This is a genomic window from Streptomyces sp. NPDC056948 (assembly GCF_042674225.1).
In the GTDB taxonomy this organism is placed as follows: domain Bacteria; phylum Actinomycetota; class Actinomycetes; order Streptomycetales; family Streptomycetaceae; genus Streptomyces; species Streptomyces purpurascens.
Genome location: NZ_JBHUQX010000267.1, coordinates 1 through 13,398, shown reverse-complemented (window position 1 = coordinate 13,398; position 13,398 = coordinate 1). Strand labels below are relative to the sequence as shown.

Genomic DNA, 13,398 nt, shown 5'->3' with positions numbered 1-13,398 from the left:
GGGTGCGCGAGATGGCCGAGTCGGCGTGGCGCGGCTGGCTGCTGCACCACGGCTCCTGAACGGCTCCTGACGCGCTGAGGGCGCCCTGACCTGCGCATCGTTTCCGCAGGTCAGGGCACATGACAACGGTGTTCAGTGCCGCGTTGCACATACCCCCTCCCCGTAGTTCACTGGGGTGCCCGGGCAGGATCGGACGGACACAGGAGGCGGCTTTCATGGGGGCTGGGCACGATCACGGGCACGCGCACGGAGCGTCGGCCGGTGGTACCGCGACGTCGGCGTACCGCGGCAGACTGCGGATCGCGCTGGCGATCACGCTCGGCATCGTGGTGGTCCAGATCGTCGGCGGGCTCCTCGCGGACTCGCTCGCGCTCGTCGCGGACTCGGCGCACATGGCGACGGACGCGCTGGGCCTGGGCATGGCGCTGCTCGCGATCCACTTCGCGAACCGCCCGCCCAGCGACCGGGCCACGTTCGGCTACGCACGCGCCGAGATCCTCGCCGCCCTGGCCAACTGTCTGCTGCTGCTCGGGGTCGGCGGCTACGTCGTGTACGAGTCGGTCCAGCGCTTCATCACACCTGCGGAGACCCAGGGCGGGCTCACCGTCGTGTTCGGCGTGATCGGCCTGGTCGCCAACATGGCGTCGCTGGCGCTGCTGATGCGCGGCCAGAAGGAGAGCCTGAACGTGCGCGGCGCGTTCCTGGAGGTGGCGGCGGACGCGCTGGGCTCCGTCACGGTGATCGTCTCGGCCACGGTGATCATGCTCACCGGCTGGCAGGCCGCCGACCCGATCGCCTCGCTGGTCATCGCCCTGATGATCGCGCCACGCACCTGGAAGCTGCTGCGCGAGACGCTCGACGTCCTACTGGAGGCGGCACCCAAGGGCGTCGACATGGCGGAGGTACGGGCCCACATCCTGGCGACCGACGGGGTGGAGGACGTCCACGACCTGCACGCCTGGACGATCACCTCGGGCATGCCGGTGCTCTCGGCGCATGTGGTCGTCAGCTCGGAGGCGCTGAGCTCGATAGGCCACGAGAAGATGCTCCACGAGCTGCAGGGCTGCCTCGGGGACCACTTCGACGTGGAGCACTGCACCTTCCAACTGGAGCCGACCGGGCACGCGGAGCACGAGGCGCACCTCTGCCACTGACGCGGTGGCTGATGAGGTGTCCGAGGCTGGTGGGGCGCATTCCGATCCGAGTGCGCCGGGGGACGCAGCGCTACGGCGCACGCCCACGCCCTGCCCCTCCCCGCACCGGCAGGGACGATTTTCGGCCCATCGCGCCGGGCACGATCAGCTCCTGGGTCCCTCTTCAGGCGTCGAGCGGCGCCGTCCGCGCTCCGCGCTGCCGCGCGGGACATGCGGGCACGCTGCGAAGTGCCGGGAGTGCCGGATTCGTACGGCAGACTTGGGGCGCGAAGACCGATGTGAAGGATGGGTATGCCGATCACACCTGCCACCGCGACGCACAACCCGTCGAACGGCACCGCAGACGCGATTTTGCTGGAACTGGTCGACGAGGACGGCGTGACGATCGGCACCGCGGAGAAGCTCGCCGCCCACCAGCCACCCGGACAGCTGCACCGCGCGTTCTCCGTGTTCCTCTTCGACGAGTACGGCCGGCTGCTGCTCCAGCAGCGCGCGCTGGGCAAGTACCACTCCCCCGGTGTGTGGTCCAACACCTGCTGCGGCCACCCCTACCCCGGCGAGGCGCCCTTCGCGGCGGCGGCGCGCCGGACCTTCGAGGAACTCGGCGCCTCCCCGTCCCTGCTCGCCGAGGCGGGCACGGTCCGCTACAACCACCCGGACCCGGAGTCCGGTCTTGTGGAGCAGGAGTACAACCACCTCTTCGTCGGCATGGTGCAGGCCGTGCTGCGGCCGGATCCGGAGGAGGTGGCATCGACGGCGTTCGTGACCCCGCCCGAGCTGGCGGAGCGGCACGCCAAGGACACCTTCTCGTCCTGGTTCATGACCGTCCTGGACGCGGCCCGGCCGGCGATCAGGGAGCTGACGGGAGAATCGGCCGGCTGGTGACGAAGATCCTGGCGGCACCGCCAGGCAGGTTCTGAGGAACCGGTCAGGCCTTAAGGAAAGCGTGCGGGCTTGAGCGGCAGGGCGGCCCAGATCACCTTGCCGCCGCTCGCGGTGTATTCGACCTCACACCTGCCGCCCGCCTCCCGGGTGACCTCGCGCACCAGGAGCAGTCCGCGGCCGCCGGTCCGGCCGTGGTCGGCCTCCAGGGCGGTGGGCCGGTACGGGTGGTTGTCCTCCACGGACACCCGCAGCCACTCGGCCCCGACGGCCACTTCGACGGCGACCGTCGGCGACAGCACCGCCGCGTGCTTCACGGCGTTCGTCACCAGCTCCGAGACGATCAGCAGCAGCCCCTGGGCCAGCTCGTCCGAGACCGGCACACCCTGACGCAGCAGCAGGTCCCGTACGGCGTGCCGCGCCTGCGGGACCGAGGCGTCGACCGCCGGCGCGGTGAACCGCCAGACCCCCTCGTACGGCAGCGGATCCGCGGGCCCGAGGGGCACCGCGCCGCCCTGTGGACGTGGGCCGGGCCCACGCCCCTCGTCGTCCATCGTCCGGTCGCCACCCTCGCGCTCGATTGTCGCCACATCTCGAGTGTTGGTAACGATGCGCTCCGCACCCCGGGACTGAACAGAAGTCAGCAACTATCGAGCACTTCTGACCGTTGGCGTATGACACGGTCAGTTGTGGGACTGGTCCTGTCCCTGTTGTGCCGTCTCGGCGAACTATTCGGGTTGTACGGGTTTGCCTTCCGGATAGCATCCGGCGCATGGAGCCGCAGTTGCTGTACAGCGTGACCGACTCGGTCGCGACGGTCGTCATCCGCCATCCGGAGAAGCGCAACGCCATGACGGCCGCGATGTGGCGCTCGCTGCCGTCGCTGCTGGAGGGGGCGGCCGGCGATCCGGCCGTGCGGGCGCTGGTGCTCACCGGCGAGGGCCGGACGTTCTGCGCCGGGGCCGACATCTCGACCCTCCGGGGCTCGCCCGAGGAGGCACAGGGTCTCGCCGTGCGGGCCGAGGAGGCGCTCGCCGCGTTTCCGAAGCCGACGCTGGCCGCGGTGCGCGGGCACTGTGTGGGCGGCGGGGCCCAGCTCGCGGCGGCCTGTGATCTGCGGTTCGCCGAGGAGGGCGCGCTGTTCGGTGTGACGCCCGCGAAGCTCGGCATCGTGTACCCGGCGTCCTCGACCGGGCGGCTGGTGTCCCTGGTGGGTCCGGCCACCGCCAAGTACCTGCTGTTCTCCGGTGAGCTGATCGACACGGAGCGGGCGCTGCGCACCGGTCTGGCCGACGAGGTGCTGCCCGAGGGCGAACTCGGCAAGCGGGTCTCCGAGTTCACCCGGATCCTGGTGTCCCGTTCGCAGCTCACGCAGGCGGCGGCGAAGGAGTTCGCGAACGGCGGTACGGACCGGGACGCGCACTGGGCCGGGCAGGCGCGCGCGAGCGGCGACACCGCGGAGGGCGTCGCCGCGTTCCTGGAGCGCAGGCAGCCGCGATTCGACTGGAGTGTGTCTACGTCAGGATGACGTCGGCGTGCGAGCGGAGCAGTTCGACGAGGTACGCGGGGGCCTTCTCGGGCGATCCGGCGTCGTAGGGCGGCTGCGGGTCGTACTCGGTGGCGAGCTGGACCAGCTGGGCGTGTTCGTCGCCCGCGATCCGGCCGAGGAGGGTCAGTCCCATGTCGATGCCGGAGGAGACGCCGGCCGCGGTGACGTACTTGCCGTCGGTGACGACCCGCTCCCCCGTGGGCTCGGCGCCGAAGCGCTTCAGCTCCTCCAGGGTCAGCCAGTGGGAGGTCGCGCGGCGGCCCCGGAGGAGTCCGGCGGCGGCGAGCAGCAGGGAGCCGGTGCACACGGACGTCGTCCAGGTGCTGCCGGCATCGGCGGCGCGCAGCCAGTCCAGGAGCGGCTCGTGCGCCATCAGCGCCTCCTGGCCCGGGCCGCCGGGCACGACGACGATGTCCGGGTGCGGTACGTCGGCCAGGGCCCGGTCGGCGGTGAGCGCGAGGTTCCCCGTGTCGTTCCGCACGGGGCCGGTCCGCTCGGCGACGAAGACGGTCTCGGCGTCCGGGAGGCGGCCGAGGGTCTCGTAGGGGCCGACGGCGTCGAGGGCGGTGAAGCGGTCGTAGAGGACGATGGCAATCTGCATGCGGGGTTCCTTCCGTCGATGCGAGTCGGTCGATGCGAGTCGGTTCGAGGCGTTCCGATGGGGCTCAGGGCGTGGTCGCGGGGCGGAAGCGGCGGCGGTACTCGGCCGGGGGCGCGCCGAGGGCTTTGACGAAGGCCCGGCGCATGGCCTCGGGGGTGCCGTAGCCGCTGGCGCGGGAGATCTCCTCGATGCCGTCGGCGGTGTCCTCGAGGAGACGGCGGGCGTGTTCGAGGCGGACCCGGTCCACGTACCGGCCCGGCGTCATACCGGTCTCGGCCCGGAAGGCTCGGGCGAAGTGGCGGGGTGAGAGGCGGGCGCGGGCGGCGAGTGCCTCCACGCAGAGGTCGGCGTCCGGGCGTTCGGTGATGAACCGCTGGACGTCCCGGAGGGGCTCGCGGTGAGCGGTCTGGGCTTCGAGCTGGGCGCTGAACTGGGCCTGGTTCCCCGGGCGGCGCAGGAAGACCACCAGGTGGCGGGCGATGGCCAGGGCGGCGTCCCGGCCCAGGTCCTCCTCGACCAGGGCCAGGGCGAGGTCGATGCCGGCGGTGACACCGGCCGAGGTGGCGATGTGCCCGTCGCGTACGTAGACGGGGTCGGGGTCGATCTCGACGGCCGGGTGGTCGCGGGCCAGCCGGTCGCAGTACGCCCAGTGGGTCGTGGCGCGGCGGCCGTCCAGGAGCCCGGCCGCGGCGAGCACGGCCGCACCGGTGCAAACGGAGACCAGACGCACGGCACGCGGCCCGTGCTCGCGCACCCAGTCGACCAGACGCGGGTCGGGGCTCAGGGAGCCCGGACCGCCGGGGACGAGCAGGGTGTGCGCGTCGGACGCGCCGTCCAGGGACTCGTCGGGCACGAGGGTCAGACCGCTGGTGGTGCGCACGGGCGCGCCGTCCGGGGAGGCCGTGCGGAGCCGGTACGTCCCCGGGGAGAGCAGCTCCGCGCCTGCGAAGACCTCCACGGGCCCCGTGACGTCGAGACTCTGCACGCCGTCGAAGAGGACGGCGAGAACGGTGCGCTGGGCCATGCCCTTGATTCTTCGCGGGCCCGGAGTGTGGCCGCAATGACGAATTCCCCACTTTTCCTGCCATGCGATGTGCGGCCGTAGAGGGCATACCAAGCGGTTGGTAACCTGCCGGGCATGACGACTGCCGCCCTTGAGCCGCACGCCGGCCGACGCTGCCAGAACGTGCTCAACTCTCTGCACGCGACGCACTACTTCTCGCCGGATCTGGGACGGGAAGTGGGTGCTGCCGGGATCACCCATCCCCACGCCGTGAACTTCGCCGTGCGCTCCGCCGCCCTCGGCCCGGTCGGGCCCGGTGCGGTGGCGGCGACCTTCTACAACTACAAGTACGAGCTCGTGGCCCGGCATGTGCCGGCGGTGTGGGAGAGCGCCACACCCGGCCAGGTGCTGGCGGCACGCGCGCGTGCGGTCGACGCGACACTGCGTCGCCTGCTGGGCGAAGAGGCCCTGGCGTCGGCGGAGATGGCCGAGGCCGCGCGGCTCGCGCTGCGCGCCACCGAGGCCTGTTCGCGCGGCGCGAGGCCGCTGTACGCCGCCCATGCCGACCTGCCCGTCCCCGAGGAGCCGCACCTCGCGTACTGGCACGCGGCGACCCTGCTGCGCGAGCACCGGGGCGACGGCCACCTGGCCGCCCTGATGTCCGCGGGTCTTGACGGTCTCGAGGCGATGGTGACCCACACGGCGACGGGCAAGGGCATGGCGCCGAAGTGGGTGTTCACCACCCGGGGCTGGAGCCAGGAGGACTGGGACGCGGCGACGGACCGGCTGCGTGAGCGCGGGCTGCTGGACGCGACCGGCGAGCTCTCCGAGCGGGGCGTCGCCCTGCGCGAGGAGATCGAGCGGGAGACAGACCGGCTCGACCGGGCCCCGTACGAGCATCTGGGCCCGGAGGGTGTGGCCCGGCTGACCGAGCTCGGCGGCGGTTTCGCGCAGGCCGCTCTCGTGGCCGGGGCCTTTCCGGCGGATCTGATCGGCAAGGGCTGAGGGCTGCGGCGCACCGACTGTGAACCACCCCGGGCACGCGTGTTCGGTCGTGACGCATGGTGAAGCGTTAGTGAGGTACCCGCTCTTTACCGGCCAGCGCGGTCGGGAGAGGAAAGGGGAATGAACGTGTTCCGTGCTATCGCAGACGTGCTGCGCCAGATCGGCGGCGCCATCGCCACCGTCGTGACGCTGCCCTTCCGGGCCCTGGCCCGGCTCTTCGGCGGAGCCTCGTCCTCCACCCGCAGCCGCAGGGTCTGATCGGGGGCCACTCCCGACCTGCCGGGCTGCCCTGGACCCCGAGTGTCGGTGTCACCTGCCACAATTGCCGCGCAACCTCAGTGGAGAAGGCGGTACGGGATCGTGACGACACCCGGGTCCAACGGGTCCATCAACGTAGGGTCCATCGAAGGCAGGATCGCCGAGGAGCTCGGCGTACGGGAGCGGCAGGTCAGGGCCGCCGTGGAACTGCTCGACGGCGGTTCTACGGTGCCCTTCATCGCTCGCTACCGCAAGGAAGCGACCGAGATGCTCGACGACGCGCAGTTGCGCACGCTCGAGGAGCGGCTGCGCTATCTGCGGGAGCTCGAGGAGCGGCGGACGGCGATCCTGGAGTCGGTGCGCGAGCAGGGCAAGCTCACCGAGGAGCTGGAGGCAAGGATCCGGGGCGCCGAGACCAAGGCGCGCCTGGAGGACATCTACCTCCCGTACAAGCCCAAGCGGCGCACCAAGGCGCAGATCGCCCGCGAGGCGGGTCTCGAGCCGCTGGCGGAGGGGCTGCTCGGCGATCCGGGCGTCGAGCCCCTCGCCGCGGCCGCCGCGTTCGTCGACGCCGACAAGGGCGTGGCCGATCCGCAGGCCGCCCTCGACGGTGCCCGGGCGATCCTCACCGAGCGGTTCTCGGAGGACGCCGACCTGATCGGCGAGCTGCGTGAGCGCATGTGGGTGCGCGGGCGGCTGGCCGCCAAGGTGCGGGACGGCAAGGAGGAGGCGGGCGCGAAGTTCGCCGACTACTTCGACTTCGCCGAGCCGTTCACCGAGCTCCCCTCACACCGCATCCTCGCCATGCTGCGCGGCGAGAAGGAGGACGTCCTCGAACTGGCCCTGGAGCCCGAGGAGGCCACGGACGGCCCGTCCTCGTACGAGGGCATCGTCGCGAACCGGTTCGGGATCGCCGACCGGGGCCGCCCCGGCGACAAGTGGCTCAAGGACACGGTCCGTTGGGCATGGCGCACCCGCGTCCTCGTGCACCTCGGCATCGACCTGCGGCTGCGGCTGCGCACGGCCGCCGAGGACGAGGCGGTGCGGGTCTTCGCCGCGAATCTGCGCGACCTGCTGCTCGCGGCCCCGGCGGGCACGCGCGCGACGCTCGGCCTGGACCCCGGCTTCCGTACGGGTGTGAAGGTCGCCGTGGTGGACGCCACCGGCAAGGTCGTCGCGACGGACGTCATCCACCCGCACGTCCCGGCCAACCGGTGGGACGAGGCCGTCGCCAAGCTGGCCCGGCTCGCGAAGGAGCACGCGGTCGAGCTGGTCGCCATCGGCAACGGCACGGCGTCCCGCGAGACCGACAAGCTCGCCGGCGAGCTGATCACCAAGCACCCGGAGCTGAAGCTCACGAAGGTGATGGTGTCCGAGGCCGGCGCGTCCGTGTACTCGGCGTCCGCCTTCGCCTCGCAGGAGCTGCCCGACATGGACGTGTCGCTGCGCGGTGCCGTGTCGATCGCGCGCCGGCTCCAGGACCCGCTGGCCGAGCTGGTGAAGATCGACCCGAAGTCGATCGGCGTCGGCCAGTACCAGCACGACCTGTCCGAGCTGAAGCTGTCGCGTTCGCTGGACGCGGTGGTGGAGGACTGTGTGAACGGCGTGGGCGTGGACGTCAACACGGCGTCGGCCCCGCTGCTCGCCCGGGTCTCGGGCATCACCTCCGGCCTCGCGGAGAACATCGTGGCGCACCGGGACGCCAACGGGCCGTTCACGGCCCGGGGCGGTCTGAAGAAGGTGGCACGGCTCGGCCCCAAGGCGTACGAGCAGTGTGCGGGCTTCCTGCGGATCCGCGGCGGTGACGACCCGCTGGACGCGTCCAGCGTGCACCCGGAGGCCTACCCGGTCGTGCGGCGCATGGTGAAGACCAGCGGCCAGGAGGTCGCCGCGCTGATCGGCAACACCGGTGCGCTGCGCTCGCTGAAGGCGCAGGACTTCGTGGACGAGACGTTCGGTCTGCCGACCGTCACCGACATCCTGAAGGAGCTGGAGAAGCCGGGCCGCGACCCGCGTCCGGGCTTCAAGACGGCCGCCTTCCAGGAGGGCGTGGAGAAGATCTCCGACCTGTCGGCCGGGATGGTCCTGGAGGGCGTCGTGACGAACGTCGCCGCCTTCGGGGCGTTCGTCGACGTCGGTGTGCACCAGGACGGCCTCGTGCACGTCTCCGCGATGTCGAAGACGTTCGTCAAGGACCCGCGGGACGTGGCGAAGCCCGGGGACATCGTCAAGGTGAAGGTCCTCGACGTCGACATCCCGCGCAAGCGAATCTCGCTGACGCTGCGGCTGGACGACGAGGCGGCGGCCTCGCAGGGCCAGGGCGGCGGCTCCGGTGAGCGCCGGCAGCGGGGCGGGCGTCCGCCGCAGCAGCGGCAGGGCGGGCGTGGCGGTGGTGGCGGTTCGCGTCAGGCGCCGCCGCCTGCCAATAGCGCGATGGCCGATGCGTTGCGCCGCGCGGGGCTGGCGGACCCCAAGGGGCGCAAGCGCTGACAGCTCCGCCAGGGAGGTTGTGGGGAGCTGCGGGGCCGTTGTGGCTGGTCGCGCAGTTCCCCGCGCCCCTGGGAAAGAGGCGCTTCGCGCCCTTTCCGTTCTAGGGTTGCTGGATGGGTGCCATCACCTGGGAAGTGTCCGGGAGCCAGGGGTTCGAGACCGCCTGGGCCGAGCAGGAGGACGGTGTGCTGCGGGCCCGGGGGCGGGCCGTCGGTACCGTGCCCGAGCCGTACTGGATCTCGTACGAGCTCGAGACGGCCGAAGGCTTCGTGACCCGGCGGTTGAGTGTCACCGCGGAAGCCGAGGCCGGTACCCGCTCGCTCGATCTGCTCCACGACGGTCAGGGCCGATGGACCGGGAACGGCGAGCCGCTGTCCGATGTCGACGGTGCGCTCGACTGCGACCTCGGGCTGTGCCCGCTCACCAACACCATGCCGGTGCTCCGGCACGGGCTCCATCAGGCGCCCGGCGGGCGGGAGTTCCTGATGGCCTGGGTGTCGGTGCCGGATCTGGCGGTGCGGCCGTCACGGCAGACGTACACGCATCTCGGGCCCGGGCGGGTCCGTTTCGCCTCCGGCGACTTCCGCAGCGACCTGGAGTTCGACGAGGAGGGGTACGTCGTGGAGTACCCCTCCCTCGCCACCCGCCTGACGGCCCGTTAGCGCTCGGTCACCTTGCCGTCCGCCACCTCCAGGCGGCGCGTCACATGGACGGCGTCCAGCATGCGGCGGTCGTGCGTGACCAGCAGGAGCGTGCCCTCGTAGGCGTCGAGGGCCGACTCGAGCTGCTCGATGGCGGGCAGATCGAGGTGGTTGGTCGGCTCGTCGAGGACCAGGAGGTTGACGCCCCGGCCCTGGAGCAGCGCGAGGGCGGCTCTCGTGCGCTCGCCCGGGGAGAGGGTCGCCGCGGGGCGCAGGACATGTTCCGACTTGAGGCCGAACTTGGCCAGGAGGGTGCGGATCTCGGCCGGTTCGGTGTCCGGGACGGCCGCGCGGAAGGCGTCGAGCAGGGCCTCCTGGCCGTGGAACAGCTTGCGGGCCTGGTCGACCTCGCCGAGCAGCACACCGGAGCCGAGCGCGGCGTGCCCGGCGTCGAGCGGGACGCGGCCGAGCAGGGCGGCGAGCAGCGTGGACTTGCCCGCGCCGTTCGCGCCGGTCACCGCCACCCGGTCCGCCCAGTCGATCTGGAGGGACACCGGGCCGAGGACGAAGTCGCCGCGGCGCACCTCGGCTTCCCGCAGGGTCGCGACGACGGCGCCCGAGCGCGGGGCCGACGCGATCTCCATCCGCAGTTCCCACTCCTTGCGCGGCTCCTCGACGACGTCGAGACGCTCGATCATGCGCTGGGTCTGCCGGGCCTTCGCGGCCTGCTTCTCGCTGGCCTCGCTGCGGAACTTGCGGCCGATCTTGTCGTTGTCGTTGCCCGCCTTGCGGCGCGCGTTCTTCACGCCCTTGTCCATCCAGGACCGCTGTGTCTGGGCGCGGTCCTGGAGGGCCGTCTTCTTGTCGGCGTACTCCTCGTACTCGTCGCGGGCGTGCCGGCGAGCCACGTCCCGCTCCTCCAGGTAGGCCTCGTAGCCGCCGCCGTAGAGGTTGATCTGCCCTTGGGCGAGGTCGAGTTCGAGGACCTTGGTGACGGTGCGGGTGAGGAACTCGCGGTCGTGGCTGACGACCACCGTGCCGGCGCGCAGACCGCTCACGAAGCGCTCGAGGCGTTCCAGGCCGTCCAGGTCGAGGTCGTTGGTCGGCTCGTCGAGGAGGAAGACGTCGTAGCGGGAGAGCAGCAGGGATGCGAGGCCGGCGCGGGCCGCCTGGCCGCCGGACAGGGACGTCATCGGCTGGTCCAGGTCGACCGCGAGGCCCAGTGAGTCGGCGACCTCCTCGGCGCGTTCGTCGAGGTCGGCGCCGCCGAGCCCGAGCCAGCGCTCCAGGCTCGTGGCGTAGGCGTCGTCGGCACCGGGGGCCGCGTCGACCAGGGCCTGGGTCGCCTCGTCCATGGTCCGCTGGGCCTCGGCGACGCCGGTGCGGCGGGCCAGGAACGCCCGTACGGTCTCGCCGGGCCGGCGGTCCGGCTCCTGCGGGAGGTGGCCGACGGTGGCGGTCGGTGGGGACAGGCGCAGTTCGCCCTGCTCGGGTGCGGTGAGTCCGGCGAGCATCCTGAGCAGGGTGGACTTGCCGGCGCCGTTGGCTCCGACCAGGCCGATCACATCGCCGGGCGCGACGACGAGGTCGAGCCCGGTGAACAGGGAGCGGTCGCCGTGGCCGGCGGCGAGGTTCTTGGCGACGAGGGTGGCAGTCATCAGATCGCTGATTTTAATGGGCCGCTCAGTGGGTCACTGCCGTCACCAGGACACTTCCTGAGGTGCGCGCCACTACGTAGGACCGTCCCTTCGCCGCCCTGGCGTCGAGGGCGATGTGGTGACGGCCCGGTTCGAGGACGCCGTCGAAGATCTCGTGGGTGTGGGTGCGGGAGAGCAGGTCGAGGCGGTACGCGGTGAGGGTGACCCGGCAGGCGGAGGTGACCTCGATGTCCGCCCCGCCGTCGGCGGCGGTCAGGCCGGTGAGGCGGTGCTGTGCCACCGTGCCCCGGTCCAGGGCGTGTTCGATCTGGGCGACGAGGAGGGGGACGATCGGGGCGAGGCCGTCGACGTAGGCGACGGGGACCTCGGCCTGCTCGAAGGCGCGGCGGACGGCGGCACGGTCCCGCTCGCCGGTCGCGCGGCCGAAGGCGACGGCGCCGTAGGCGCGCAGTTCGTCGGCGGGCACTCCGTCGGCGTCGTGGGCGATGTCGGCGCCGACGCCGATGGTGCGTAACGCCGCGGCGAGCTTGGCCAGGACGGCGACACGGGCGCCGATCAGCAGGACGCGGCGCCGGGTGTCCGGGGCGGAGCCGTTCAGCAGGGCGCTCAGGGCCGCGCGGTACTCGGCGCCGCGGAAGCGGTACGGGCCGATGCCGTGGTAGCCGTTGAGGTCGAGGTCGGCGTGTTCGTCGGTCTGCCAGGCGAAGTCCCGCCAGATGAAGTCCTCGCCGTCCCGCCGGATGACCGCGGTGACGGCTCCGCAGGCCAGGTCCTCGCACTCGGGGCAGCCGTAGACGACGTAGCGGCCACCGGGCAGGGGTGCCGGGCTTTCCAGGAGCAGGCTGCGGACCTGTGCGGTGAAGATGGCGGGCGGGACGTCGGAGGCGAGCGGGGAGACCGCGTCGAGGTCGGAGAGCCGGAACAGCAGCGGGCGTCCGTCGACGATGAAGTCCACGAAGTCCCGGTGGACCTGGTAACCGCCGTCGTGGAGAACTCCGCCGGCCCGCATCGCGGGTGCCAGGCCGAAGGTCGCGTATTCGGCACACATGCTGTGAGTATCCCCACACTGGGCGTGATGTGAGCACGGCATGACACATTCCGCTACGGTCCCGGCATGGCGGGCGAGCGAAGTGACGAGATCCTGGTGGTCGGTGGCGGGGTCGTCGGGCTGACGACCGCGGTGCTGCTGGCCGAACGCGGGCGGCGGGTGCGGGTGTGGACGCGGGATGCCGTCGAGGCGACCACGTCAGCAGTCGCGGGGGCGCTGTGGTGGCCATATCGGATCGAGCCGGTCGCGCTCGCGCGTGAGTGGGCGTTGCGGTCGCTGGAGGTGTACGAGGAGCTGGCGGCGCGGCCCGGACCGACCGGCGTACGCATGGTCGAGGGGGTACTGGGCGAGACCCGTCTCGAGGAGGTCGACGGGTGGCTGGCGGGGCGGGTGCCGGAGCTGCGGCCGGCCACGGCCGGGGAGTACGCGGGGACGGGCGTCCGGGCACGGCTGCCGCTGATCGACATGCCGTCTCATCTGCCGTGGCTGCGGGAGCGGTTCGTGGCGGCGGGCGGGGTGGTCGAGGCGCGTACGGTGTCCTCGTTCGCGGAGGCCGACGCGCCGGTCGTGGTCAACTGCACGGGGCTGGGGGCGCGGGAGCTGGTGCCGGATCCGTCCGTGCGGCCCGTGCGCGGGCAACTGGTGGTCGTGGAGAACCCCGGGATCGACACATTTCTCGTCACCACCGACGCGGCCGGGGACTACGCGTACATGTTTCCGCAGCCGGGCGGGCTCGTCCTCGGCGGTACGGCGGAGGAGGACGCGTGGTCGGCGGAGCCCGACCCCGCGACGGCCGAGGCGATCGTCCGCCGCTGCGCGGCGCTGCGGCCGGAGATCACCGGCGCACGCGTCCTGGAGCACCGGGTCGGACTGCGCCCCGCCCGCCCCGCGGTCCGCCTGGACCGCGACGCCCTGCCGGACGGCCGGCTCCTGGTGCACAACTACGGCCACGGCGGCGCGGGGGTCACGGTGGCGTGGGGATGCGCGGAGGAGGCGGCCGGGCTCGCGCTGGGCGAGGAACCGGCCGCCGTGCGCCCTTGAGGGGGTCAGCGGATCAGCGGGTCTCCCCCGGGACCCGGAGGGCACTGCTTGGATCGCGTACGCCGTCC

The 13,398-nt window shown here is 72.2% G+C and carries 13 protein-coding genes; 8 read left to right on the top strand and 5 right to left on the bottom strand.

The window, feature by feature from the left end; all coding sequences use genetic code 11:
- Positions 1–215 precede the first annotated feature (215 nt).
- Together ACFTZL_RS29210 and idi are read left to right on the top strand one after the other, a co-directional pair.
- Positions 216–1,154 (top strand): cation diffusion facilitator family transporter, encoded by a 939-nt coding sequence (locus ACFTZL_RS29210; RefSeq protein WP_382588549.1) that lies wholly within the window; start codon positions 216–218, stop codon positions 1,152–1,154.
- Positions 1,155–1,445: 291 nt separating this feature from the next.
- Complete coding sequence (gene idi / locus ACFTZL_RS29205; RefSeq protein ID WP_382588547.1) at positions 1,446–2,039, top strand: isopentenyl-diphosphate Delta-isomerase; 594 nt, start codon at positions 1,446–1,448, stop codon at positions 2,037–2,039.
- Between the two features lie 50 nt (positions 2,040–2,089).
- Here idi and ACFTZL_RS29200 read toward each other — a convergent pair whose 3' ends face one another.
- Complete coding sequence (locus tag ACFTZL_RS29200) at positions 2,090–2,590, bottom strand: ATP-binding protein (protein WP_382588551.1); 501 nt, start codon at positions 2,588–2,590, stop codon at positions 2,090–2,092.
- A gap of 218 nt (positions 2,591–2,808) precedes the next feature.
- Between ACFTZL_RS29200 and ACFTZL_RS29195 the strand changes: the two genes are divergently transcribed.
- Positions 2,809–3,564 carry an enoyl-CoA hydratase/isomerase family protein gene (locus tag ACFTZL_RS29195; RefSeq protein ID WP_382588545.1) on the top strand — a complete coding sequence of 252 codons (756 nt, stop codon included), beginning with the start codon at positions 2,809–2,811 and terminating at the stop codon, positions 3,562–3,564.
- Here the strand turns inward: ACFTZL_RS29195 and ACFTZL_RS29190 are convergent.
- Positions 3,551–4,186 (bottom strand): DJ-1/PfpI family protein, encoded by a 636-nt coding sequence (locus ACFTZL_RS29190; protein WP_382588543.1) that lies wholly within the window; start codon positions 4,184–4,186, stop codon positions 3,551–3,553. The two genes, ACFTZL_RS29195 and ACFTZL_RS29190, sit on opposite strands and share 14 nt — an antisense overlap.
- 64 nt (positions 4,187–4,250) lie before the next feature.
- Positions 4,251–5,210 carry a GlxA family transcriptional regulator gene (locus ACFTZL_RS29185; RefSeq protein WP_382588541.1) on the bottom strand — a complete coding sequence of 320 codons (960 nt, stop codon included), beginning with the start codon at positions 5,208–5,210 and terminating at the stop codon, positions 4,251–4,253.
- 114 nt (positions 5,211–5,324) lie between these two features.
- On the opposite strand from ACFTZL_RS29185, the gene ACFTZL_RS29180 reads away from it, so the two are divergent.
- From ACFTZL_RS29180 to ACFTZL_RS29165, 4 genes are all read left to right on the top strand, one after another.
- On the top strand, positions 5,325–6,194 hold the full coding sequence (locus tag ACFTZL_RS29180) for a hypothetical protein (protein WP_382588539.1): 870 nt from the start codon (positions 5,325–5,327) through the stop codon (positions 6,192–6,194).
- A 126-nt stretch (positions 6,195–6,320) separates the two neighbouring features.
- Positions 6,321–6,452: an LPFR motif small protein gene (locus ACFTZL_RS29175; protein WP_010042827.1), complete on the top strand. Its 132-nt coding sequence runs from the start codon at positions 6,321–6,323 to the stop codon at positions 6,450–6,452.
- A gap of 102 nt (positions 6,453–6,554) precedes the next feature.
- On the top strand, positions 6,555–8,942 hold the full coding sequence (locus tag ACFTZL_RS29170) for a Tex family protein (protein WP_382588537.1): 2,388 nt from the start codon (positions 6,555–6,557) through the stop codon (positions 8,940–8,942).
- 113 nt (positions 8,943–9,055) lie between these two features.
- Entirely contained in the window at positions 9,056–9,604 is a 549-nt protein-coding gene (locus ACFTZL_RS29165) for a putative glycolipid-binding domain-containing protein (RefSeq protein WP_382588535.1), read from the top strand.
- On the opposite strand, the gene ACFTZL_RS29160 is transcribed toward ACFTZL_RS29165, so the two are convergent.
- Both ACFTZL_RS29160 and ACFTZL_RS29155 read right to left on the bottom strand, forming a co-directional pair.
- Positions 9,601–11,241 (bottom strand): ABC-F family ATP-binding cassette domain-containing protein, encoded by a 1,641-nt coding sequence (locus ACFTZL_RS29160; RefSeq protein WP_382588533.1) that lies wholly within the window; start codon positions 11,239–11,241, stop codon positions 9,601–9,603. The genes ACFTZL_RS29165 and ACFTZL_RS29160 overlap by 4 nt on opposite strands.
- A gap of 25 nt (positions 11,242–11,266) precedes the next feature.
- The gene (locus ACFTZL_RS29155) at positions 11,267–12,289 is read right to left on the bottom strand and encodes an oxidoreductase (RefSeq protein ID WP_382588532.1); all 1,023 of its coding nucleotides are present in this window, start codon (positions 12,287–12,289) and stop codon (positions 11,267–11,269) included.
- 66 nt (positions 12,290–12,355) lie between these two features.
- Here ACFTZL_RS29155 and ACFTZL_RS29150 point away from each other — a divergent pair, with 66 nt between their 5' ends.
- Positions 12,356–13,330, top strand: a complete 975-nt coding sequence (locus tag ACFTZL_RS29150) for an FAD-dependent oxidoreductase (RefSeq protein ID WP_382588530.1) — start codon at positions 12,356–12,358, stop codon at positions 13,328–13,330.
- The last annotated feature ends 68 nt before the right edge of the window (positions 13,331–13,398 follow it).

Coding starts and splice junctions, on each gene's coding strand:
- ACFTZL_RS29210 (WP_382588549.1), top strand. CDS start 216: ATGGGGGCTGGGCACGATCACGGGCACGCGCACGGAGCGTCGGCCGGT.
- ACFTZL_RS29165 (WP_382588535.1), top strand. CDS start 9,056: ATGGGTGCCATCACCTGGGAAGTGTCCGGGAGCCAGGGGTTCGAGACC.
- ACFTZL_RS29155 (WP_382588532.1), bottom strand. CDS start 12,289: ATGTGTGCCGAATACGCGACCTTCGGCCTGGCACCCGCGATGCGGGCC.
- ACFTZL_RS29150 (WP_382588530.1), top strand. CDS start 12,356: ATGGCGGGCGAGCGAAGTGACGAGATCCTGGTGGTCGGTGGCGGGGTC.
- ACFTZL_RS29190 (WP_382588543.1), bottom strand. CDS start 4,186: ATGCAGATTGCCATCGTCCTCTACGACCGCTTCACCGCCCTCGACGCC.
- idi (WP_382588547.1), top strand. CDS start 1,446: ATGCCGATCACACCTGCCACCGCGACGCACAACCCGTCGAACGGCACC.
- ACFTZL_RS29185 (WP_382588541.1), bottom strand. CDS start 5,210: ATGGCCCAGCGCACCGTTCTCGCCGTCCTCTTCGACGGCGTGCAGAGT.
- ACFTZL_RS29160 (WP_382588533.1), bottom strand. CDS start 11,241: ATGACTGCCACCCTCGTCGCCAAGAACCTCGCCGCCGGCCACGGCGAC.
- ACFTZL_RS29195 (WP_382588545.1), top strand. CDS start 2,809: ATGGAGCCGCAGTTGCTGTACAGCGTGACCGACTCGGTCGCGACGGTC.
- ACFTZL_RS29180 (WP_382588539.1), top strand. CDS start 5,325: ATGACGACTGCCGCCCTTGAGCCGCACGCCGGCCGACGCTGCCAGAAC.
- ACFTZL_RS29200 (WP_382588551.1), bottom strand. CDS start 2,590: ATGGACGACGAGGGGCGTGGGCCCGGCCCACGTCCACAGGGCGGCGCG.